The sequence below is a fragment of the Photobacterium angustum genome (assembly GCF_002954615.1).
In the GTDB taxonomy this organism is placed as follows: Bacteria; Pseudomonadota; Gammaproteobacteria; order Enterobacterales; family Vibrionaceae; genus Photobacterium; species Photobacterium angustum_A.
The window spans coordinates 43,733-64,801 of sequence record NZ_MSCJ01000001.1 but is presented as its reverse complement, the minus strand read 5'-3'; the positions used below and the strand labels follow the sequence as shown (position 1 = coordinate 64,801).

The following is a 21,069-nucleotide window of genomic DNA, read 5'->3' as shown; positions in this document are numbered from 1 at the left end:
AGCAAAAGCGCGTATTATCAGGTAATATTCGTTAACATGAGTGTTGTTAGTAACAATGCAACATTATCACTGTTAACTTGGCTGGAACTATACCACAGCCATGAACGAGTCAAAATTACTGTTCCGTAATATTGACGCAGATAAGATCCAGTTAACATTTCAATTCCTGTTGAACTGGCACTTACCTTAGATATCCGGAAAAATGCATGACACCACTAGCGCTACTGATGATCATTGCCGCCTACTTACTTGGGTCTATTTCTAGCGCCGTATTAATTTCACGGTTGTATCGACTTCCCGATCCTCGAAAAAGTGGTTCCGGTAATCCTGGCGCCACCAATGTGCTTCGTTTAGGTGGAAAAAGTGCAGCTGCGTTAGTCTTAGTGTCAGATATTCTAAAAGGCATGTTACCTGTGTGGCTAAGCTACTTTTTAGGTATTAATCCTTTTTTACTCGGTATCATCGGTATTGCGGCTTGTCTAGGCCACATCTACCCGCTGTTTTTTCATTTCCAAGGCGGGAAAGGGGTTGCAACAGCCCTTGGGGCATTAGCGCCTATTGGATGGGATTTAAGCGGCATGCTCATTACAACATGGGTACTCACACTGGTTGTAACTGGCTACTCTTCACTCGCTTCACTTATCACAGCCCTTGCTGCACCGATGCTCACTTGGCTGGTAAAACCTGAATACACCATGCCCGTCTCCATGCTCTCTTGCTTAATCATTTTGCGACACCACGAAAATATTCGTCGCCTACTCGATGGACAAGAAACTAAGATTTGGGATAAGTTTTCCAAGAAAAACAAAGACGCTTAAACAAAAAAAGCGAAGCTCTTTGCTTCGCTTTTCTATTGCTATGCCAGCTTTTATTAGTCAGCAATCGGTTTAAGTTGATCAATTGGCCAGCGTGGGAAGGCTTTAACACCTAAATCCATCGTCTCTTTGTTTTTCAAACGCTGCATGCCTGCATAAGCGATCATTGCACCGTTATCTGTACAAAATTCTGTACGAGGATAGAACACTTCACCTTTTAGATTCTTCATCATGCTTTCAAGTTCTTGACGTAAGTACTTATTAGCACTAACGCCGCCAGCAATCACTAAGCGCTTTAAACCTGTTTGTTTTAGTGCACGTTTACATTTAATGGCTAAGGTATCGACTACCGCCTCTTGGAATGCAAACGCGATATCAGCTCTGGTTTGTTCATCGTCGTCGTTAGCACGAATCGTATTCGCCGCGAATGTTTTTAAACCAGAAAAGCTAAAATCAAGACCGGGACGATCTGTCATTGGACGAGGGAATTTAAAACGTCCTTTGATCCCTTTTTCTGCCATTTTAGACAGTAATGGACCGCCAGGGTAATCAAGACCCATCATCTTCGCTGTTTTATCAAAAGCCTCACCAGCCGCGTCATCAATCGACTCGCCTAGGATTTGGTATTCACCAATACCTTTAACTTCAACCATCATGGTATGACCGCCAGAAACCAGCAAGGCAACGAATGGGAATTCAGGTGCATTATCTTCTAACATTGGCGCGAGAAGGTGTCCTTCCATATGGTGCACCGCAACGGCAGGTAAATCCCACGCGTACGCTAGGCTGCGTCCAATGGTTGCACCCACTAATAATGCACCAACAAGACCCGGGCCTGCAGTATAAGCAACACCATCAAGATCGTCATGAGTCAGTCCGGCAGAAGCAAGCGCAGCCTTAATCAATGGAATCGTTTTCTTAACGTGATCACGCGATGCCAACTCAGGCACAACACCACCGTAATCCGCATGTAGCTTTACTTGACTGTAAAGTTCATGTGCCAAGAGACCTTTTTCATCATCGAAAATCGCAATACCTGTTTCATCACAGGAAGTCTCGATGCCCAGTATACGCATAACAACCTCTATACTATTAGGGGGTTTAAATGAAAAATCGGTATAGTTTCAATAACAACCGATAACTCAAATAGGGTTAGGAAGTACTAATTAAGGGGCATGTTACCGTTGTTGACATAAATTAACCAGTTCATAGGCGTAGAATGCTTTACAAATGCCCCCAGATCAGATTAGAATTTCGCACCATTTTTAATCAGCTGACACTTTGAACGTCAGCTTTAAATAGAATCACTCTGAGGTGAGTATTACATGCCAGTAATCAAAGTACGTGAAAACGAACCGTTTGACGTAGCACTACGTCGTTTTAAGCGCTCTTGCGAAAAAGCAGGTATCCTTTCTGAAGTTCGTCGTCGTGAGCACTTCGAAAAGCCAACAACTGTACGTAAGCGCGCTAAAGCAGCGGCAGTTAAGCGTCACCTGAAGAAATTGGCTCGCGAAAACGCGCGTCGCGTTCGTCTGTACTAATCTTTAGATTTTAATACAGAAGGATCGCGTAATGACTCTAATTGAACGTCTTAAAGACGAACAAAAAGCGGCGATGAAGGCGAAGGATAAACCTCGTCTTGGCGCTATCCGTTTAGTTCTTGCAGCAATTAAACAGCGTGAAGTTGACGAAAAGATCACTCTTAACGACGACGACGTGTTGGTTGTATTAACAAAAATGGTTAAGCAACGTCGTGACTCTGTAGCCCAATATGAAGCTGCAGGCCGTCAAGACTTAGCTGATGTTGAGCATGCTGAAATCAGTGTTCTAGCCGAGTTTATGCCTCAACCACTAACTGAAGAGGAAATCTCTGCGTTAATGGATGAAGCTATTGCTGCGACTGGCGCTGCCACTATGCAAGATATGGGCAAAGTGATGGGCGTACTGAAACCGCAAATTCAGGGTCGTGCCGATATGGGGATTGTTAGCAAGTTAGTGAAAACTAAACTAGGTTAATCACTCTCCTATTCAGCGACAAGCCGTGCTATCCTTTTGGGGATGCACGGCTTGTTCGTATCTGATTGAACAAGAACTCAATACACTCCAACAACAATCTTCTTTCATTTCACTATCAGGTTATTTGCTTTCTTATGGCAGGAAAAATACCACGTTCATTCATTGATGATCTTATTTCTCGACATGACATTGTCGATGTCATTGATGCACGGGTAAAACTCAAAAAACAAGGCAAAAACTTTGGTGCTTGTTGTCCTTTCCATAATGAAAAAACGCCCTCTTTCTCTGTTAGTCAAGAAAAGCAGTTTTACCACTGTTTCGGTTGTGGTGTGCACGGTAACGTACTCGATTTTGTCATGGAGTTTGATCGCCTTGATTTTGTTGATGCGATTGAAGAATTAGCTTCACAGCTAGGTTTGGAAGTGCCACGTGAAAATGATGGAAATAATACCCATCGTGGCCCAAAAGCCGCTGACAAACGTAATTACTATGAGTTGATGGGCCAAGTTTCACAATTTTACCAATCTCAACTTCGTACCAAAGAAGGTGAAATTGCTATCGATTATCTCAAAGGTCGTGGCTTATCCGGTGAAATCGTAAAAAAATTCTCGATCGGGTTTATTCCTGATCAATGGGACATGGTACGTAGTCGTTTTGGCAGAGATAATGAATCGCAAAAAGCACTTGTAAACACAGGTATGCTGATCGAAAACGACAATGGTCGTCGTTATGATCGCTTCCGTGGCCGAGTGATGTTTCCGATCCATGATCGACGTGGACGAGTCATTGGTTTTGGCGGTCGCGTGTTAGGTGATGGTACCCCCAAATACCTCAACTCACCAGAAACCGATATTTTTCATAAAGGTCGTGAATTATACGGCTTATATGAAGTGTTACAAACTCACCGTGAACCAAATAAAATCATGGTGGTTGAAGGCTATATGGATGTCGTCGCGTTAGCGCAATTTGGTGTTGATTACGCCGTAGCGTCACTCGGTACATCAACCACAGGCGATCATATTCAAAGTCTATTTCGTCAAACGAGCACGGTTGTGTGTTGTTATGATGGCGACAGAGCAGGACGAGACGCTGCATGGCGAGCAATGGAGCAAGCACTACCGTATTTAACGGATGGTCGCCAACTCAAATTCATGTTCTTGCCTGACGGCGAAGATCCTGATTCATGTATTCGTGCTGAAGGGAAAGACGCCTTTGAACAACGTGTTGATGAAGCGATGCCATTATCAGAGTTTCTCTTCAACAGTTTAATGCGACAGGTAGATACCACCAGCCGCGAAGGGAAAGCGAAACTTAGCACCCTCGCCGTTCCACTGATCGATAAGGTCCCAGGTGGCACGCTCAGACTATACTTACGTGAGCTGCTTGGCAAAAATTTAGGTTTGCCTGACGAAGCACAGCTTCAGCAACTAATATCAATGCATGGCAAAACATCAAAACCTGTTGGCCAAGTACAAATTAAACGAACACCAATGCGAGAAGTGATCGCATTATTGATTCAGCATCCTAACTTTGTCACTCAACTTGAGTTTGACATGAGTGCATTTGAAAATATTGAATTATCAGGCTTAAATTTATTGCTATCGATAGTTGATAAATGCCGAAGTAACCCCAATATTAGCACTGGACAACTTTTAGAACACTGGCGCGGTACCAAGAATGAAGCCACAATGGCTCGTCTCGCTGCGTGGGTATTACCGTTGTCGAAAGATGAAGACAACAGCTTAGATGTATTTTTAGACGCAATGGACAAAATTATTGATCAGTGCGTCAAACAACAAATTGAACAGTTGCAGACTAAATCGAGAACTGTCGGCTTATCAGTCGAAGAAAAACAGGAATTACAGTTACTAATACTGAATCGCCCTGTTTAATAAGTAGTCAACAATTAAGAAATTTGTTATAATTAACGGTTTGCAACTCTGCATACTAAATTATCACTCAGACCCGAAGTTGGATACCGTCTATGGAGCAAAATCCGCAGTCACAGCTAAAGTTACTTGTTGCGAAAGGCAAGGAACAAGGCTATCTGACCTACGCCGAAGTAAATGACCACCTACCAGAAGATATTGTTGATTCTGATCAGGTTGAAGACATTATTCAAATGATTAATGACATGGGTATTAAGGTAGTTGAAACTGCCCCTGATGCCGATGAACTCATGATGACTGAAGATAATGCCGACGAAGACGCCATTGAAGCAGCGGCGCAAGCATTATCTAGCGTAGAAAGCGAGATCGGCCGCACGACAGACCCAGTACGTATGTACATGCGTGAGATGGGTACTGTTGAACTACTTACTCGTGAAGGCGAAATTGATATCGCAAAACGCATTGAAGATGGTATTAACCAAGTTCAATGTTCTGTCGCTGAATACCCATCCGCAATTGCTCACTTACTTGAGCAATTCGATAAAGTTGAAGCTGATGAGCTTCGCCTAACTGATATTATTTCAGGCTTTGTTGATCCTAACGAAGAAGCAACGGCTGCACCAACAGCAACGCACATTGGTTCAGAGCTAAGCGAAAGTGATCTTGAAGACGAAGATAAAGATCTTGAAGATGACGAAGACGCTGAAGATAGCGATGAAGAAGAAGATGACGGCAGCATCGATCCAGAGCTTGCTCGCGAGAAGTTCTTAGAACTACGCCAAGCCTACGATAAAATGGCGTTAGCAATTGAAACAAACGGTCGTCAAAATGCGACGACTGAAGTTGCAGTTGAAGAGCTATCAGAAGTATTCAAGCAGTTCCGTCTGATCCCTAAGCAGTTTGACCGTTTGGTTAGCTCACTACGTGACTCTATGGATAAAGTACGCACTAACGAGCGTCTTATCATGCGTATGTGTGTTGATAACAGCAAAATGCCAAAGAAAACATTCGTTTCCTTATTTGCGGGTAACGAATCAAGCCAAGATTGGATTGATGAAGCACTAAATTCTGGCAAACCTTATGCTGAGCGCTTAAAAGTATACGAAGAAGATCTTCGTCGTTCTTCGCTTAAGCTACGCATGCTAGAAGAAGAAACAGGTCTTTCAATCGAACGTATTAAAGACATTAGCCGTCGTATGTCTATCGGTGAAGCAAAAGCTCGCCGTGCGAAAAAAGAGATGGTTGAAGCAAACTTACGTCTGGTTATTTCTATCGCGAAGAAGTACACCAACCGCGGTCTGCAGTTCTTGGATCTAATCCAAGAAGGTAACATTGGTTTGATGAAAGCCGTTGATAAATTTGAATACCGTCGTGGTTACAAATTCTCAACTTATGCGACATGGTGGATTCGTCAGGCAATCACACGTTCAATCGCAGATCAGGCACGTACTATTCGTATCCCTGTTCATATGATTGAAACCATCAACAAACTGAACCGTATCTCTCGTCAGATGCTTCAGGAGATGGGTCGTGAACCATTACCAGAAGAATTGGCTGAACGCATGCAAATGCCGGAAGACAAGATCCGTAAGGTATTGAAGATTGCTAAAGAGCCAATCTCAATGGAAACTCCAATTGGTGATGATGAAGACTCACATCTTGGTGACTTCATTGAAGATACTACTCTTCAATTACCAATGGATGCAGCAACGGCAACCAATCTACGTGCAGCGACAAACGATGTACTTGCAGGCCTAACACCACGTGAAGCTAAAGTACTACGTATGCGTTTCGGTATTGATATGAATACTGACCACACGTTAGAAGAAGTGGGTAAACAGTTTGATGTAACGCGTGAGCGTATTCGTCAGATTGAAGCAAAAGCGTTACGTAAATTACGCCACCCAAGCCGTTCTGATGTGCTACGCAGTTTCCTCGATGAGTAAACTTAAGCATTAAAAAAAGCGAGCCTAGCGCTCGCTTTTTTGTATCTAAAGTAATGCGCACAATAAAATAACAAAGCCACTTATTTGATTTATGCTGCAAATATCTCGAATAGAATACTAACTGTTGAAAAAGCAAACAAAATCCTAGCCTTAATCGCTAGACAAGGGCAAATCCATCCCCTATAATTTGCCCCATATTGGCCCCTTAGCTCAGTGGTTAGAGCAGGCGACTCATAATCGCTTGGTCCCCAGTTCAAGTCTGGGAGGGGCCACCAAACATAGAAAGGCAGAAAAGGTTAATCCTTCTCTGCCTTTTGTTTTATCTAAACCCTTTCAGATTCAGATCACAAAAGCCATTATTGTGATTGCATCAATTACTTTGATACTTATTCACTACAACAGAATATGTTACAGCCTAAAGACAATATTGAATAACCCTTCAAGTCTTGATAAATAGCAATACTTTATTTTTATTTTTCAGCATAATCATCATCGTTACGTCACATAACAATGAGACGATTTAGGCTCTTAACTCTAAGTGCAAATCATAAGAGTTCTGCTATAATGTTGCGCTCGTTAAGCTCATATCCAATAAACTGTTTGATATTATTAATTAACGCAAGTATCAAGATCTAACCAACGATAAGTAACAATAAAAATTTTGTACTGTCACTTTATCAAAGCGCCAACGTTTTTATAAAGTAATGTTTATCGAGTTTTTTATTACAACCATCGTAGTAACTATTCTCTCATTTAGGATGTAGTGATACAGCAATCAGATGAGAACACTAGTTCTATGATGATAATTTCCCCTCGGGTAAAAGTTCGTCTGGAGAGACCCTCAATGAAAAAGACCAAGATCGTATGTACGATTGGACCTAAAACTGAATCTGTAGAAATGCTTACTAAACTAGCTAACGCTGGTATGAACGTAATGCGTCTTAACTTCTCACACGGTGACTTCGAAGAGCACGGTCAACGTATTCGTAATCTACGCGAAGTAATGGCTAATACAGGCAAAGAACTAGCAATCCTGTTAGATACTAAAGGCCCTGAAATCCGTACAATCAAACTAGAAGGCGGTCAAGACTTCTCTCTAGTAGCTGGTCAAGATTTTACATTTACAACTGACACTTCAGTTGTAGGCAACCAAAACTGCGTTGCAGTAACTTACCCAGGTTTTGCTAAAGACCTAACAAAAGGTAACACTATCCTAGTAGACGACGGTCTAATCGAAATGGAAGTGTTAGAAACAACTGATACTGAAGTTAAGTGTAAAGTACTTAACAACGGTGACTTAGGCGAAAACAAAGGTGTTAACCTACCTGGCGTTTCTGTAAAACTTCCTGCACTTGCTGAAAAAGACAAAGCTGATCTTAAGTTTGGTTGTGAGCAAGGCGTTGATTTCGTTGCTGCATCTTTCATCCGTAAAGCTGAAGACGTACAAGAAATCCGTGCGCTTCTAACAGCTAACGGTGGCGAAAACATCCAAATCATCTCTAAGATCGAAAACCAAGAAGGTGTTGATAACTTCGACGCGATTCTTGATGCATCTGACGGTATCATGGTTGCTCGTGGTGACCTAGGTGTTGAGATCCCAGTAGAAGAAGTAATCTTCGCTCAGAAGATGATGATCGAGAAGTGTAACCGCGCACGTAAAGTTGTTATCACTGCAACTCAAATGCTTGATTCTATGATTAAGAACCCACGTCCAACTCGCGCAGAAGCGGGCGATGTTGCTAACGCAATCATGGATGGTACAGATGCAGTAATGCTTTCTGGTGAGTCAGCTAAGGGTAAATACCCAATTGAAGCTGTAACTATTATGGCGCAAATCTGTGCACGTACTGATTACGTTGTTAAGCCAGAGCTAGGTTCTCGTCTAGATAGCCCTCGTCTACGTATCACAGAAGCGGTATGTAAAGGTGCAGTAGATACAGCTGAGAAACTAAACGCTCCGCTAATCATCGTTGCTACTGAAGCTGGTAAGTCAGCTCGCTCTGTACGTAAGTACTTCCCAACAGCACGCATTCTTGCTGTAACAACAAATACTAAGACAGCAGCTCAGCTATGTCTTTCTAAAGGTGTTACACCTGTTGTTGTTGATTCAATTGAAAGCACTGATGCGTTCTACCTACGCGGTAAAGAGCTAGCGCTTGAAACGGGTCTTGGTGCTAAAGGCGACATCGTTGTTATGGTTTCTGGTGCTCTAGTAGCTTCAGGTACTACAAACACAGCATCTGTACACGTACTTTAATTCGTACCTACTGATGTACAAAAAGGAGCTCTAGTAGCTCCTTTTTTATTTTATTCTCTTAACACCTTAAACATCCTCCCCCTTAAGGTGCTCCTTTTAATCTAAACAATAAATACGTGATAACCCTTACTTTGGGGAATGCGACATCCTTATGTTAGCCATCACTTATATGATACCCCTTCTATAAATGCCCAAATAGCACCTAAAATGTTTAAGCAATAAACAAACCAATGTATACTTTAGTCTTAAATTACTAATAAATTCATATATAACAAGACGATAAATTCTCAATAATAATAATAACGAGAATTTAAGAAGCTGAAGAGGATTGACGTGTCTAGCCCGACTTTAACGAATCAGGTTATGGAGGTTATCCGACAAGATATCTTGCTCGGTAAACTGACCCCAGGCCAAAAGCTCGTTGTCGCTGATCTTAAAGAGCGATACAACGTAGGTGCATCTCCAATTAGAGAAGCCTTAGTACAATTATCATGGAAAAAGTACGTTAAATTTGCACCACAAAAAGGGTGTTGGGTCGCCCCTGTTTCAATTGAGGAACTACAAGATCTTTTTAGTGCTAATAATGTTATCTCTCGAGAGCTATTAACGCGCGCGATCACACAAGGTGACGAAGCTTGGGAACTCAATATCTTAACGACTTATCACAAACTCAGTCGCTTAGATCCAGCGCTTGATGACACTGATTTATCAGAATGGGAACAACGACATAATGATTTTCATACCGCTATTTTAACCAGTGCCAACTCTCCTGTAATGCTTGATATCTATAATGATATCTACGATCAAATAAAACGTTATCGTCATATTTGGGTAAGTAAAACACGAGAAGCAGAAGATCGCTACAACGATCAAGGGGAACACGAAGCCTTAATGAAAGCTGTTCTTGATCGTGATATAGAGCTTGCTCAGAAAATTATGCAGACCCACTTTGAAAGAGCGGTTGATGATATAAAAAATCATCTCTAACCTTTTAAATACTAAAGAAAAAGCTCGTTAATACAATTAACGAGCTTTTTTGATCTTACCAGCCAAAGAGCTCTTTATGGTGGGTGTTTAACAGTAATACAACTAACAAAAAGTAAATTGCACTCACTTTAAAACCTAAAATAACGAGAATAGCTGTGGTTAATCGGACCAAAAATTGCCGCAGCATCGCTTACCTCATATGGTATAAGCGCCTCCCTGCATTCTGCTCCTTACTAAAGGTTAGTCGATATTTATTCATTAAAAAAACAAAAGCCGATTGCTTATTACGACAATCGGCTTTGTTAATAATGCACGATACGATTACGCCTTTAACGCACGCTCTCCTCGAGCCATGCCTACTACGCCGCTTCGAGCGACTTCAATAATTTCTGTCGCTTCACCTACTGCCGCTAGAAATGCATCAAGTTTTTCACCTGTGCCGATTAATTGAATCGTATAAATTTGGCTTGTAACATCAATAATCTGCCCACGGAAAATATCAGCAGTACGTTTAACCTCTGCTCGCGCAAAACCACTAGCTTTAACTTTGGTGAGCATTAATTCACGTTCAACATGCTCAGATTCAGTAATATTACTGACCTTTAAAATATCAATAAGCTTATGAAGATGTTTTTCAATTTGCTCGTAAGCCGATTCATTTTTCACATTGGTCGTGATGTTTAAACGAGACAGCGTTGGATCGTCAGTCGGCGCAACAGTGAGTGATTCGATATTGTAGCCACGTTGAGAAAACAGACCAACCACTCGAGATAATGCACCCGGTTGGTTTTCAAGTAATACTGAAATAATTCTACGCATTATGTTCTCTCCGTCTTGCTTAGCCACATCTCATTCATTGCACCACCACGGATAAGCATTGGGTAGACGTGTTCTGTTTCATCAACACTGATATCAATAAAGACTAATTTATCTTTTAGTGCTAAAGCTTTCTCTAGTTCACTTTCTAATTTATTAGGATCTGAAATTCGTACACCGACATGACCATAAGCTTCAGCGATAGCCGCAAAATCAGGCACAGAATCCATATATGAATGTGAATGGCGACCTTGATATATCATATCTTGCCACTGTTTCACCATGCCTAGGAATCGGTTATTTAAGTTAATGATCTTCACTGGAATATCGTATTGCAGCGCCGTAGATAGCTCTTGAATATTCATCTGAATACTGCCATCGCCAGTTACGCATACCACTTCAGCATCAGGTAAAGCGAACTTCACTCCCATCGCAGCAGGCAAACCAAAGCCCATCGTGCCTAAACCACCAGAATTAATCCAACGACGAGGCTTATCAAACGGGTAATAAAGCGCGGCAAACATTTGATGCTGACCAACGTCAGAAGAAACATAAGCTTCACCATTCGTTAAGCGGTGAAGCACTTCAATGACTTGCTGTGGTTTAATGCGATCGCTATCAGTGTCATAACTCAAACATTCACGTTCACGCCACGATTCAATTGATTGCCACCATTGCGCGATCTCTTGCTGATCATTTTTAACTTCATGCTCTTTCAATAACTTAAGCATGTTATTTAATACGGTATCCGCCGAGCCCACGATAGGAATATCTGCTGATACTGTTTTAGATATTGATGAGGGATCAATATCTATGTGCATAATTGTTGCGTCAGGGCAGTACTTTTCTAAATTGTTCGTCGTACGATCATCAAAACGCACTCCAATACCAAATATAAGATCTGCGTTATGCATTGCCATATTAGCTTCATAAGTGCCATGCATACCCAACATACCTAAACACTGTTTATGTGTACCTGGGAACGCCCCTAGCCCCATCAGGGTATTTACAACAGGGATGTTTAATGACTCAGCAAGCTCAATCAATTGATCGCTACACGATGACATAATGGCACCGCCACCGACGTACAATACTGGCTTTTTCGCAGATAATAGTGCTTTAACACCACGTTTAATTTGTCCTTTATGACCTTGGGTCGTTGGATTATATGAACGTAATGAAATCGATTCTGGATATTGATATGGATACGCTTCAGCGGGGTTTAGCATATCTTTAGGGATATCAACCACAACAGGGCCTGGACGGCCTGTAGATGCTATATAGAAGGCTTTTTTGATAATTGCAGGGATGTCTTCAGGTTTGGTAACAAGAAAGCTATGTTTAACAACTGGGCGGGAAATTCCGACCATGTCACATTCTTGGAATGCATCGTTACCAATTAAGCTACTCATTACTTGTCCTGATAGCACAACCATAGGAATTGAATCCATATAAGCCGTTGCAATACCAGTAATGGCATTCGTTGCGCCAGGACCAGAGGTCACCAGTACAACGCCTACATCACCCGTGGCACGCGCATAGCCATCAGCCATATGAACAGCTGCTTGTTCATGACGAACAAGAACATGCTCAATATCGCTTTTCTCATGAAGGGCATCGTAGATATCAAGAACAGAGCCACCAGGGTAGCCGAATATATGCTTAACGCCTTGATCGATCATAGAACGTACGATCATATCAGCGCCGGACAACATCTCCATATTTTGTCTCCAGGTCGATGAAACATAGTTAGGGCTTATTTTTAGCCTAATAAACGCCATGAATAAATCATGCTATGTATACTGCGCAATGCAATAACAATACGCAGCTACCTGTAACAACTTTAACGCTTTTGCAGCATTTGAATCTAGAGGAAAAGTCGACTTTGATTTTAAAATCTTAAAAATTGATGTTTTATGACTTTTTACAGGTAAATAAAACCATCCAGCCACATTAATAACCACTGCATAGTTTTATTACCAAATATGTTACTAGCGAAAACAAAAAAGGAGCCATAACGGCTCCTTAATTTATTAAAAATAAAACATTACTTGTCTTTATGAGACGCCTTTTTATGGCTTTCCTCATACATATGCTCAATTTCTTTGTGGTAACGATCTTGAATCACTTTTCGACGAAGTTTTTGAGTCGGCGTTAACTCGCCTTTGTCCATCGAAAATGATTTAGGTAACAAGGTGAATTTTTTCACTTGTTCAAAACGTGCTAAATCTTTTTGTAACTCCACCACACGCTTTTCAATTAACTCAACAATTTGGCTATGTTTAACTAGCTCTAAACGGTCTTTGTATTTGATATTTAATTCGCGCGCATGTTCTTCAAGCGTTTCAAAACATGGAACAATCAAGGCTGATACAAACTTACGAGTATCGGCAATGACAGCTATCTGCTCAATAAAGTGATCTTTACCTATCGCACCTTCAATCACTTGCGGTGCAATATATTTACCACCAGAAGTCTTCATTAACTCTTTAATACGATCTGTAATAAATAAGTTACCTTGCTCATCAAGATAGCCCGCATCACCGGTTTTTAAGAAGCCATCTTCAGTGAAATTTTTCGCGGTTTCTTCTGGCATATTGTAATAGCCACGCATAACCATCGGACCACGAACTAAAATTTCATTCTGCTCGCCAATTTTAACCTCAGCACCGGGCATTGGCATACCAATCGAATCAGGGTTATAACAACTGTCATCCCAACAAGAAACCGTCGCTGTGGTTTCTGTCATGCCGTAGCCTAATTTAACGTTAATTCCAATCGCGTGGAAGAAACGGCCGATACCTGCATCTAATTTCGCGCCACCACATGGCATAAATTTAATATTGCCACCGAGGACGGCCTGCAGTTTGGATAGCACCACTTTCTCAGCTAGCGCATAAGATTTCTTCAATAGCCAAGATGGCTCACGACATTCTTGACGCGCAGCAGACATCTTAGCGCCCATGTTCACCGCCCAGGTAAATATCATTTTACGGTGCAAGGGTGCGCGAGAGACTTTGTCGTGAATACCTGAATAAATTTTTTCAAACACACGAGGAACCGCTGACATATAGTGCGGTTTCACCGTGATTAATGCTTCTTTTAATTTATTCGTATCAGATAGGTAGCAATTTACGACACCACGATGTAGTGCGTAGAACGTCCATGCACGCTCAAAGACGTGTGATAACGGTAAGAAGCATAATGACGTATCACCTTCATCTAGTGCTAAACGTTGATCATGCGCTTCAATCTGAGAAGCAATATTTGCATAGTCTAACATGACCCCTTTCGGTGTACCGGTTGTTCCCGAGGTATAAATCAGTGTGACCAAATCATCCATTTGTTGTGCAGATAATCGAGTATCAAGTTCTTGTTGATACTCGCCACTTGCTTGCTTTATAAACTCATTATAATGACACGCCAATGGATGTTCAGGGATCGTGACATCGTCAGACAATGCAACGATGCGTTCAAGCTGAGGACATTGTGCTGCAATTTCAACAGCCGCATCCATTTGAGCTTGCTCGCCAACAAAAAGTACTTTTACACTTGCGTCTTGAAGAATATAAGCCGCTTGCTGCTCTGTACTTGTTGGATAAATAGGAACAGTAATACAACGATTGTATAACGTGGCAAAATCAGCAACAGTCCAGCGAGGCATATTGTTTGCGAATATACCAACTTTATCTTGTACTTGTAGGCCTTGGCACAATAATGCTAAAGCCAGTTGCTGAATTTGCTCACCAAAACAATTCCAACTAATATCTTGCCACTCACCATCGACTTGATGACGTAATGCCGGCTTATCACCTAAGCGAGAAACTTGACTGCGAATGCGGTGAACAATATGAAAATCGTGTTGTGCCATAAGTACTCTATTTTTTTAGCTTACACTTGTAAGCTTATTCGAGATATGCAGTCTACAATTCAGCCTATAAAAAGCCAACCATAATGCACATAAAATTATATTTCCCAACGCTTACTCGCTACTCTACGCCTTGTGAATAATGGCTATCAAACGACTTTTCAATCAAAAAGCAAAAGTGTAAGAATCTATAAATAACATGGTTGAAGAACGAAAAAATCAACCTTATTTCACGTCGCGGCATTATTCATATTGCGAAACAACAGACAACTCTTACCACTGTAATATCGATAGCTTTTAACCAAAAAAGGTCAGCAATTGTGCTGACCTTCACGTTTATATCATGGGGTTTATTGCGTTAAATCGCCACAAATAGTCATTAGCTGATCTCGCATCCAGATATTGCCTTTATCCTTTTGTGTTGATTCATGCCAACTTAGGTAACCGCTAATTTTATTATTCGCAAAGGGAAGCTCTAATACTTTTAAGTGTAGGTTATCTGCCACAGATTCTGCTAACCAACGAGGTGCTACCGCAATTAATTCAGATTGACCGACCACATACATAATATTGCTTAAACTCACACCTTGATAAGCTTCATTGTAACTGTGCGCTTGATTGTAAATATGATCGGCGAAACCTTTAACTTCAGGGATCGTTTTTAATACTGCGTGCATTTCATGATTAAATTCAGCTTCAGAAATACTGTCATGTAAACGGGGGTGATTTCCTGATGCGATGACAACAAGTTCATCACTGAATAATTCTGTGCTACAAAAACCTTGTTCGTCAAAGCGTACATAATCAATCACAAAATCAATTTCTTGATAACGCAATTTCTGTGCTAATTCTGCTTCAAATTCTGCTTCAAGTTGAAGGCGTAAATGGGGAGCTTGCGTGTGCATTTCTTTTAAAATCTGAGGTGCAAAACGCATGTCTGAAGGGCTGCAAATTGCCAACTTAAAAGTACGGGTTGAAGTCATTGGATTGAAGATAGAACATGGTAATTCATTCTTAACTAATTGCAGTGCTTGGCGCAGTGGACCAAACAATTGTTTTGCGCGTTGCGTTGGTTGAATACCGCGACCATGTCGAATAAATAGCTCATCATTAAACATCACTTTTAGGCGTGCAACCGCATTACTTACCGCAGGTTGTGACATACCTAAATTATGTGCAGCGCGAGTAATGTTCTGCTCTTGCATTACAGCGTCAAAAACAGTTAATAAATTAAGATCAACACTACGTAATGTTGATTCCATTGAGTAACTTTCTGCTGGGAAAACTGAAGCTGTTTTACGTGTCATATTATGCCTCTAAATTTATGAGTTCATCGGCACTTCCTATGCCTTCAGTAACTTAGAAGCTTAATTCTTGCTTCTAGTCTAAACCCGCTTGATTTGGGATGAGACCAGTATTATCCAAACAGATTGATGAGACTAATAATAGAATATAAGTGATTATGATCCTTATATGAATTAATGCATATTCAGAAATATAAACATTAAAAATCATAATGTTAACTCTGACATAAAATAAATAAAAAAAGATATAAATAAAAAATCAGACATTTTTTTAAGATAAAAAACGATAACAAATTCAAGAATAATCAGTAGCTTTTTCTATTGATTCATTTCACCAATGATTTAATAAGTGAAGGTGTTACCGTTATATATTGGCTTTCAGGGTAATGCTCAGACATTGCTTCAGCTACAGATTCAGGGAACTCTACTTGCTGCCATAACACTTCTTTTAGTGTATCAATATCATCCCACTCTTTATTAAGTAACCACTTACTAACTTCACTTGCAACATCAGGGATTTTAACCCGCCCAACACTCTCGCTATCAAGCCAAACGCGCATCGTCGTCACATCTAACGATTGAGTAACATGGGCCAACCCCATCATCGCTAACGTGGCAACATTACTACTTTGTTCAAATTGCCCTTGGAGTGGTTTTAACAATAACTTTTTCCCTAGAGAAATAGCCTCAGAAGGCAACTCAAAACCACCGTTTGCCACGACACCTTTACAGTGATGTAGATGGTGATGGAAACCTTCTCGACTTAATGGTTTTAACTGTACGTTTTGCCACTGTGATTTACTCTCAATATCTGGGTGATAACAAACAAAATTCACTTGCTGAAAATGAGAGAGTAAATCGGTAATTTGAGAAAGAGATTCAAAGGGTAAATACACCAGAATAAAAGGTTGTTGATGACGGCTTGGTGCATCAAAACAAGGAATAATTGGCGGTAATATTGGGCAGTTAAAATGATGCCAATGCAAACCAATTTGATATTGCGTCGGAGCAAAATAACGCGTAAGTAATCGATCAAATACGCTTTCATTCGCTTTTGGTACATCATGCAGGAAAGCCGCTTGATGACTTAACGAGAGACTGGGTACTTTCTGCTGTTTTGCAGCCCATGCAGTAACCGGCTCAAAATCATTCAACACTAAATCATAACGAGATAAATCTAACGTTTTCACTTCTTGTCGAAATTGTCGTAAATCAAGTTGATGCCATGTTTTTAATCGCTGGATACAGCCTTGTTCGGTAACGAAAGTCAGCCCTTTTCCCAATTGGTAATCACCAAAACAGGCCATATCAAAAAACTTATCTCTTTCTCGCCCTGAAAAATAATAATCAACCTCACAATCTAATCCATCAAAAGCACGTGCCATTTCACGAGCTCGAGAAATATGGCCATTACCCGTACCTTGGATCCCATAAAGTATTTTCATTGTATATTCCTTATAAGATAAAACCGGCTAATTCAAAACAAGCAAAGCCTAATAATGCGCCAGCAACAATATCGCTAAGATAATGCACCCCCAGTAATACACGGGAGAAACCAATACAGCTTGCCCATAGCCATACCATTTCACTACATGAAGGATAAAAACTTGAAATTAAGGCTGCCATCATAAAGGCCGCCGCAGTATGACCTGATGGCAAGCTATAGCGATCTGAAGGTTTTATAAAGGAAGGTAAACTAACCGGACGACTGCGTTTAAAGCTGTTTTTGAGCAACCAATACAATGGGAGTTCAATCAAAAACATCAACAAACCATAGAAAATGAAGTCACCACCCTGTTGTTGATCACCCCACCATACGAGAAAGCCAATCATTGCATATAAGTGGCCATCACCGGTTCGTGAAACAATACGGCTAATTTTAGCCAGCGGAATATTAAATCGATGACAGAGACATAGCGTTGAAAACGCATAATCAAAACGCTGAATGGGGGTAAGTAATGTCATCATTGTTCTCCTTTTTATAACTGTCACTAGAATAAAAAGGACTTGTGACAACAAGGTGAAACTTCAAAGGAGAGTCAATGACAATCTAGAAGAAAAGAGAATTACGTAAATTGTTAATGATTTGACAACTATTTATCATGAAATGTTATTGCCCAACCTTCTCTGTGTTTTCCCATATTTATGGGGAAATATATCGCAGCAATTAAAAATCAATTAGTTAGCATCATAATTGTAAAATAAACATAATTATTGGTTGACCTTTGACCTGTCTATTTGGTATTCATTTGTTAATCAACTTTATATAAGTGTGTATAAAATGAAAAAACGTTTCTCTTTACTCCTTAGCCTCCTCCTTATCGTGACTTAAATCGCGCGGGTTGCTTTTGAGTGGGAAACGCCACTAAAGATTTTAAAACCCGCGCAACTTGCGCGGGTTTTTTCATATATCGACTAGCGCAAGTGAATGCGAACTAACCTGTAACGGTAATAGATTAAAAGGAAGTAGCAATGAAAGATCAGGTCATTATTTTCGATACTACGCTACGTGACGGTGAACAAGCGTTATCGGCAAGCCTTACCGTAAAAGAAAAACTACAGATCGCATACGCATTAGAGCGTTTAGGCGTTGATGTGATTGAAGCAGGCTTTCCTGTTTCATCCCCTGGCGATTTTGAGTCAGTACAAACCATCGCGAAACACATCAAAAACAGTCGTATTTGTGCTCTATCCCGAGCGGTAGCAAAAGATATTGATGTAGCGGCAGAGTCATTGAAAGTCGCAGAAGCTTTCCGCATTCACACCTTTATCTCAACCTCAACCGTTCACGTACAAGACAAGCTACGTCGTAGCTATGATGATGTCATTGATATGGGGGTCGCGGCTGTAAAGCGCGCGCGTAATTATACTGATGATGTTGAGTTTTCATGTGAAGATGCGGGCCGTACACCGATTGATAATCTATGCCGCATGGTAGAAGCCGCTATCGATGCGGGCGCTAACACCATTAACATCCCTGATACCGTGGGCTACACCCTACCGAGCGAATTTGGCGGCATTATTACTCAACTATTTAACCGCGTTCCAAATATCGATAAAGCTGTTATTTCTGTCCACTGTCACGATGATTTAGGTATGTCTGTTGCCAACTCAATGGCAGCCGTTCAAGCAGGTGCTCGTCAAGTAGAAGGAACCATTAATGGTCTAGGTGAGCGTGCAGGTAACTGCTCACTAGAAGAAATTGCGATGATCATCAAAACTCGTCAGGAGTTACTGGGTGTTACCACCAATATCAAACACAATGAAATTCACCGCACCAGTAAAATGGTTAGCCAGTTGTGTAATATGCCAATTCAAGCCAATAAAGCGATTGTTGGTGCCAATGCCTTTAGTCACTCATCGGGTATTCACCAAGATGGTATGCTAAAAAATAAAAACACCTATGAGATCATGACGCCTGAATCGATTGGCCTTAAAAACCAAGCACTAAATCTAACCAGTCGCTCTGGTCGTGCGGCAGTTAAAAGTCACATGGATGCATTGGGCTACACCGAAAACGAATATAGCCTAGACAAACTGTATGCTGATTTCTTAAAACTGGCAGATCGTAAAGGCCAAGTATTTGATTATGACTTAGAAGCGCTGATGCATTTTTCTAATCTTCGTGATGAAGATGACTACTTCAAACTGAACTACCTAAGTGTTCAATCGGGTAGTGTGATGGCAACGACCAGTATCAAGCTATTGTGTGGTGACGAAGAAAAATGTGAAGCGGCAGTCGGTAACGGTCCTGTCGATGCGTTATACCAGTGTATTTACCGCCTAACAGGTTATGACATTGTACTGGATAAATTTGATTTAACCGCAAAAGGTGAAGGCGAAGACGGCTTAGGACAAGCAGATATCATCGCTAATTATAAAGGCAGAAAATACCACGGAACGGGTTTAGCAACCGATATTGTAGAAGCGTCTGGTCAAGCGTTACTGCACGTTATCAATAGCATTCACCGTGCAGATCAAATTGAAGAAATTAAGCAACGCTCAGCAACTCACTAGTTGATAACGCTTGCAGCGACTCACGAATTTATACTTTTAAACAATTATGGAGAGCAAGATACCATGGCTGGTTCTTACAATATTGCAGTTTTACCCGGTGACGGGATTGGTCCAGAAGTGATGCAACAGGCACATAAAGTGCTAAATGCAATTGAGGCTAAATTTAATCTAACCTTTAAGCGTACAGAATATGATGTGGGCGGTATTGCTATCGATAATCATGGCTGCCCACTACCTGATGCCACTCTAAAAGGCTGTGAACAATCCGATGCCGTATTATTTGGCTCTGTTGGTGGCCCTAAGTGGGAACATCTAGCGCCTAACGATCAACCTGAGCGTGGTGCTCTTCTGCCACTACGTAAACACTTTCAATTATTTTGTAATCTACGCCCAGCTCAAATTCACCGTGGCTTAGAGAAGTTCTCTCCACTACGCGCTGATATTTCAGAACGTGGTTTTGATATTGCAGTTGTGCGTGAGCTCACTGGCGGTATTTACTTTGGTCAGCCAAAGGGCCGCGAAGGTGAAGGCGCACAAGAAAAAGCATTCGATACCGAAGTCTACTACCGCTATGAAATTGAACGTATTGCAAAAATTGCGTTTGAATCAGCTCGCTTACGCAGCAAAAAAGTCTGCTCTATTGATAAAGCTAACGTCCTACAGAGCTCTATTTTATGGCGTGAAGTCGTGGAAGAAATCGCGAAAGATTACCCTGATGTGACGTTAACTCACATGTATATTGATAACGCGACCATGCAGCTTATCAAAGATCCTTCTCAATTTGATGTCATGCTATGTTCAAATATCTTCGGCGATATCATCTCTGATGAGTGTGCAATGATCACAGGCTCTATGGGTATGTTGCCTTCTGCTAGCCTTAACCAAGATAAGTTTGGTATGTACGAACCTGCTGGCGGTTCAGCACCTGATATTGCAGGTAAAAACATAGCAAATCCAGTCGCGCAGATCCTATCAGCTGCACTGATGCTTCGTTACAGCCTAGGTGAAGAAACAGCAGCGCGTGCTATTGAGCAAGCAGTATCACAAGCGCTAGAAGCTGGTGAGTTAACTGCCGATCTTGCGAGTGATAAGCCTGCACTAACCACCAGTGAAATGGGCGATAAGATCGCAGCCTACATTCAACAAGCATAAGG

The 21,069-nt window shown here is 41.2% G+C and carries 16 protein-coding genes and 1 tRNA gene; 10 read left to right on the top strand and 7 right to left on the bottom strand.

Annotated features, from left to right (window positions below):
* Positions 1 to 206 precede the first annotated feature (206 nt).
* Positions 207 to 818, top strand: a complete 612-nt coding sequence (gene plsY / locus BTO08_RS00285) for a glycerol-3-phosphate 1-O-acyltransferase PlsY (RefSeq protein ID WP_005369836.1) — start codon at positions 207 to 209, stop codon at positions 816 to 818.
* Between the two features lie 53 nt (positions 819 to 871).
* On the opposite strand, the gene tsaD is transcribed toward plsY, so the two are convergent.
* A complete protein-coding gene (gene tsaD / locus BTO08_RS00280) occupies positions 872 to 1,891 on the bottom strand; it encodes a tRNA (adenosine(37)-N6)-threonylcarbamoyltransferase complex transferase subunit TsaD (RefSeq protein WP_105059438.1) in 1,020 nt (339 codons plus the stop codon).
* Positions 1,892 to 2,140: 249 nt separating this feature from the next.
* Between tsaD and rpsU the strand changes: the two genes are divergently transcribed.
* The 7 genes from rpsU (at position 2,141) to BTO08_RS00245 (ending at position 9,910) form a co-directional block, all read left to right on the top strand.
* Positions 2,141 to 2,356, top strand: coding sequence for a 30S ribosomal protein S21 (rpsU, locus tag BTO08_RS00275; RefSeq protein WP_005301411.1), 216 nt, complete (start codon positions 2,141 to 2,143; stop codon positions 2,354 to 2,356).
* Positions 2,357 to 2,387: 31 nt separating this feature from the next.
* Positions 2,388 to 2,831, top strand: coding sequence for a GatB/YqeY domain-containing protein (locus BTO08_RS00270; protein WP_005369839.1), 444 nt, complete (start codon positions 2,388 to 2,390; stop codon positions 2,829 to 2,831).
* A gap of 134 nt (positions 2,832 to 2,965) precedes the next feature.
* Positions 2,966 to 4,723, top strand: a complete 1,758-nt coding sequence (gene dnaG, locus BTO08_RS00265) for a DNA primase (protein ID WP_105059437.1) — start codon at positions 2,966 to 2,968, stop codon at positions 4,721 to 4,723.
* 92 nt (positions 4,724 to 4,815) lie between these two features.
* A complete protein-coding gene (rpoD, locus tag BTO08_RS00260; RefSeq protein ID WP_045128295.1) occupies positions 4,816 to 6,666 on the top strand; it encodes an RNA polymerase sigma factor RpoD in 1,851 nt (616 codons plus the stop codon).
* A 199-nt stretch (positions 6,667 to 6,865) separates the two neighbouring features.
* Positions 6,866 to 6,941 (top strand) — tRNA-Ile (locus BTO08_RS00255).
* A 569-nt stretch (positions 6,942 to 7,510) separates the two neighbouring features.
* Positions 7,511 to 8,923 (top strand): pyruvate kinase PykF, encoded by a 1,413-nt coding sequence (gene pykF / locus BTO08_RS00250; protein ID WP_005369842.1) that lies wholly within the window; start codon positions 7,511 to 7,513, stop codon positions 8,921 to 8,923.
* A 363-nt stretch (positions 8,924 to 9,286) separates the two neighbouring features.
* Positions 9,287 to 9,910: an FCD domain-containing protein gene (locus BTO08_RS00245; protein WP_105059436.1), complete on the top strand. Its 624-nt coding sequence runs from the start codon at positions 9,287 to 9,289 to the stop codon at positions 9,908 to 9,910.
* Between the two features lie 321 nt (positions 9,911 to 10,231).
* Here the strand turns inward: BTO08_RS00245 and ilvN are convergent, their stop codons facing one another.
* The 6 genes from ilvN to BTO08_RS00215 all read right to left on the bottom strand — a co-directional run bounded on the left by ilvN (position 10,232) and on the right by BTO08_RS00215 (position 17,863).
* Entirely contained in the window at positions 10,232 to 10,729 is a 498-nt protein-coding gene (gene ilvN, locus BTO08_RS00240) for an acetolactate synthase small subunit (RefSeq protein ID WP_005369845.1), read from the bottom strand.
* The gene (locus tag BTO08_RS00235) at positions 10,729 to 12,447 is read right to left on the bottom strand and encodes an acetolactate synthase 3 large subunit (protein WP_105059435.1); all 1,719 of its coding nucleotides are present in this window, start codon (positions 12,445 to 12,447) and stop codon (positions 10,729 to 10,731) included. The genes ilvN and BTO08_RS00235 overlap by 1 nt, the downstream gene beginning before the upstream one ends.
* Positions 12,448 to 12,773: 326 nt before the next feature.
* The gene (locus BTO08_RS00230; protein ID WP_105059434.1) at positions 12,774 to 14,597 is read right to left on the bottom strand and encodes an AMP-dependent synthetase/ligase; all 1,824 of its coding nucleotides are present in this window, start codon (positions 14,595 to 14,597) and stop codon (positions 12,774 to 12,776) included.
* A 347-nt stretch (positions 14,598 to 14,944) separates the two neighbouring features.
* The gene (gene leuO / locus BTO08_RS00225; protein WP_105059433.1) at positions 14,945 to 15,901 is read right to left on the bottom strand and encodes a transcriptional regulator LeuO; all 957 of its coding nucleotides are present in this window, start codon (positions 15,899 to 15,901) and stop codon (positions 14,945 to 14,947) included.
* 323 nt (positions 15,902 to 16,224) lie between these two features.
* Positions 16,225 to 17,343: an MJ1255/VC2487 family glycosyltransferase gene (locus BTO08_RS00220; RefSeq protein WP_105059432.1), complete on the bottom strand. Its 1,119-nt coding sequence runs from the start codon at positions 17,341 to 17,343 to the stop codon at positions 16,225 to 16,227.
* A gap of 10 nt (positions 17,344 to 17,353) precedes the next feature.
* Positions 17,354 to 17,863, bottom strand: coding sequence for a phosphatase PAP2 family protein (locus BTO08_RS00215; RefSeq protein WP_105059431.1), 510 nt, complete (start codon positions 17,861 to 17,863; stop codon positions 17,354 to 17,356).
* A 507-nt stretch (positions 17,864 to 18,370) separates the two neighbouring features.
* Here BTO08_RS00215 and leuA point away from each other — a divergent pair.
* Both leuA and leuB read left to right on the top strand, forming a co-directional pair.
* Positions 18,371 to 19,915 carry a 2-isopropylmalate synthase gene (gene leuA, locus BTO08_RS00210; RefSeq protein ID WP_105059430.1) on the top strand — a complete coding sequence of 515 codons (1,545 nt, stop codon included), beginning with the start codon at positions 18,371 to 18,373 and terminating at the stop codon, positions 19,913 to 19,915.
* Positions 19,916 to 19,978: 63 nt separating this feature from the next.
* On the top strand, positions 19,979 to 21,067 hold the full coding sequence (gene leuB / locus BTO08_RS00205) for a 3-isopropylmalate dehydrogenase (protein ID WP_105059429.1): 1,089 nt from the start codon (positions 19,979 to 19,981) through the stop codon (positions 21,065 to 21,067).
* The last annotated feature ends 2 nt before the right edge of the window (positions 21,068 to 21,069 follow it).

Excerpts from the sequence above, each read along its gene's own strand:
- plsY (WP_005369836.1), top strand. The coding sequence starts at position 207 with ATGACACCACTAGCGCTACTGATGATCATTGCCGCCTACTTACTTGGG.
- tsaD (WP_105059438.1), bottom strand. The coding sequence starts at position 1,891 with ATGCGTATACTGGGCATCGAGACTTCCTGTGATGAAACAGGTATTGCG.
- rpsU (WP_005301411.1), top strand. The coding sequence starts at position 2,141 with ATGCCAGTAATCAAAGTACGTGAAAACGAACCGTTTGACGTAGCACTA.
- BTO08_RS00270 (WP_005369839.1), top strand. The coding sequence starts at position 2,388 with ATGACTCTAATTGAACGTCTTAAAGACGAACAAAAAGCGGCGATGAAG.
- dnaG (WP_105059437.1), top strand. The coding sequence starts at position 2,966 with ATGGCAGGAAAAATACCACGTTCATTCATTGATGATCTTATTTCTCGA.
- rpoD (WP_045128295.1), top strand. The coding sequence starts at position 4,816 with ATGGAGCAAAATCCGCAGTCACAGCTAAAGTTACTTGTTGCGAAAGGC.
- pykF (WP_005369842.1), top strand. The coding sequence starts at position 7,511 with ATGAAAAAGACCAAGATCGTATGTACGATTGGACCTAAAACTGAATCT.
- BTO08_RS00245 (WP_105059436.1), top strand. The coding sequence starts at position 9,287 with ATGGAGGTTATCCGACAAGATATCTTGCTCGGTAAACTGACCCCAGGC.
- ilvN (WP_005369845.1), bottom strand. The coding sequence starts at position 10,729 with ATGCGTAGAATTATTTCAGTATTACTTGAAAACCAACCGGGTGCATTA.
- BTO08_RS00235 (WP_105059435.1), bottom strand. The coding sequence starts at position 12,447 with ATGGAGATGTTGTCCGGCGCTGATATGATCGTACGTTCTATGATCGAT.
- BTO08_RS00230 (WP_105059434.1), bottom strand. The coding sequence starts at position 14,597 with ATGGCACAACACGATTTTCATATTGTTCACCGCATTCGCAGTCAAGTT.
- leuO (WP_105059433.1), bottom strand. The coding sequence starts at position 15,901 with ATGACACGTAAAACAGCTTCAGTTTTCCCAGCAGAAAGTTACTCAATG.
- BTO08_RS00220 (WP_105059432.1), bottom strand. The coding sequence starts at position 17,343 with ATGAAAATACTTTATGGGATCCAAGGTACGGGTAATGGCCATATTTCT.
- BTO08_RS00215 (WP_105059431.1), bottom strand. The coding sequence starts at position 17,863 with ATGACATTACTTACCCCCATTCAGCGTTTTGATTATGCGTTTTCAACG.
- leuA (WP_105059430.1), top strand. The coding sequence starts at position 18,371 with ATGAAAGATCAGGTCATTATTTTCGATACTACGCTACGTGACGGTGAA.
- leuB (WP_105059429.1), top strand. The coding sequence starts at position 19,979 with ATGGCTGGTTCTTACAATATTGCAGTTTTACCCGGTGACGGGATTGGT.